Origin of the sequence: Pseudoalteromonas sp. SR45-5 (assembly GCF_014163565.1) — a bacterium.
GTDB classification, from domain to species: domain Bacteria; phylum Pseudomonadota; class Gammaproteobacteria; order Enterobacterales; family Alteromonadaceae; genus Pseudoalteromonas; species Pseudoalteromonas distincta.
Genome location: NZ_JACJDN010000893.1, coordinates 1 through 1,226, shown reverse-complemented (window position 1 = coordinate 1,226; position 1,226 = coordinate 1). Strand labels below are relative to the sequence as shown.

At 37.7% G+C, this 1,226-nt stretch carries 3 protein-coding genes; 1 reads left to right on the top strand and 2 read right to left on the bottom strand.

The features are described 5' to 3' along the window. On the bottom strand, window positions 1-336 hold a 336-nt coding region (locus H5072_RS19900), incomplete at its 3' end, for a hypothetical protein (protein WP_182694573.1). A gap of 51 nt (window positions 337-387) precedes the next feature. Here H5072_RS19900 and H5072_RS19895 point away from each other — a divergent pair. Continuing rightward, window positions 388-930 carry a GNAT family N-acetyltransferase gene (locus H5072_RS19895; protein ID WP_182694572.1) on the top strand — a complete coding sequence of 181 codons (543 nt, stop codon included), beginning with the start codon at window positions 388-390 and terminating at the stop codon, window positions 928-930. An 85-nt stretch (window positions 931-1,015) separates the two neighbouring features. On the opposite strand, the gene H5072_RS19890 is transcribed toward H5072_RS19895, so the two are convergent. Beyond that, window positions 1,016-1,226 (bottom strand): hypothetical protein (locus tag H5072_RS19890; RefSeq protein ID WP_182694574.1); only part of this gene is annotated, 211 nt, incomplete at its 5' end.

The window sequence follows — 1,226 nt, the reverse complement described above, 5'->3', positions numbered from 1 at the left end:
CTCAATTTCGTCTGCAATTTCTTGCGCTTTTTGCTTAGTTTTTTCAGTTAACTCGCCAGCAGCTTCTTTGCTTTTAATCCATGCGTCAACCGCAATCTCTTTGCCGTCGTCGTACATGTCTAAGCCCATTGCTTTACTTTGCTCTAATAGCTCGTTTAAAGACTCGTCATTTTTAAGATCGTTAGTTGTCTCTTTAACGTCGTTCCATGCATCACCAAGCTTTTCTTGCATTTGTGCGCTTTTATCTTTTGCATCTTCTTTAACTTCGTTGGCATCTTCACAACCAGTTAATGTAATTAAAGTGCCTAATAAAGCTAAACCTGCTAATTTATTCATGTGCTATCTCCTTTAGAGACTGATAATTAATTCGAGGCAGACTATACAACAATGAAAATGAACGCCCCCGTAACAAAACGATTAAATTTTAAATTAATGAATGAGCATGATTGGCCTCAATTATTTGAACTCGACCAAGACCCAGCTGTAATGCAGTATTTAACACGAGGTGAACCTACCTCTTTAGAGCAAATAAAAAATGAGGCTGTGCCTCGTATGCTCGCATATCGAAATGATCTAAAAGGCTGGGGGCTGTGGAGTATCACTATAAAGCAAACTAATACATTTATAGGTTGGGTATTAATAAGGCCTATGGGCTTTTTTACTGATGCACCAAACTACAGTGATATTGAAATAGGCTGGCGCTTTAAGCAAGCAAGTTGGGGGCATGGTTATGCAACCGAGGCGGCTTTAGCATTATGTGATGAACTTATAAAGCAAGATGACGTTAAGGCGATAAGTGCAACGGCACTAAAAGATAATACGGCTTCTGTAAATATAATGAAAAAGCTAGGTCTGCAATTTATAAAAAATTATACACATACAGACGAGCAAGGCGACTTACCTGCGGTGCTTTATTCAAAAAGTGTTTAAAGATGATTAAATATCAACAGTATAAAGATTGACCTGTCCTTAAGTGACGTGCATTAATAAGAATGCGTAACTAAAAAATAATAAATTAAGGATGTTGTATGGGATTGCTTTTTTCACCACGTAAATTAATTGTCAAAAGTGTGCTGGTTTTACAGTTCGCTGCTTTTAGTGTTTTAGCGCAGCCTGGTAACGGACGAAGTGACTTAGTTAGTAATTGATACTCAGTCATTTCTACATATAAATCGCCTTTGCCCGATTTATTTAGCGCGCCTTTAACACCTATAATATCGCCAGTG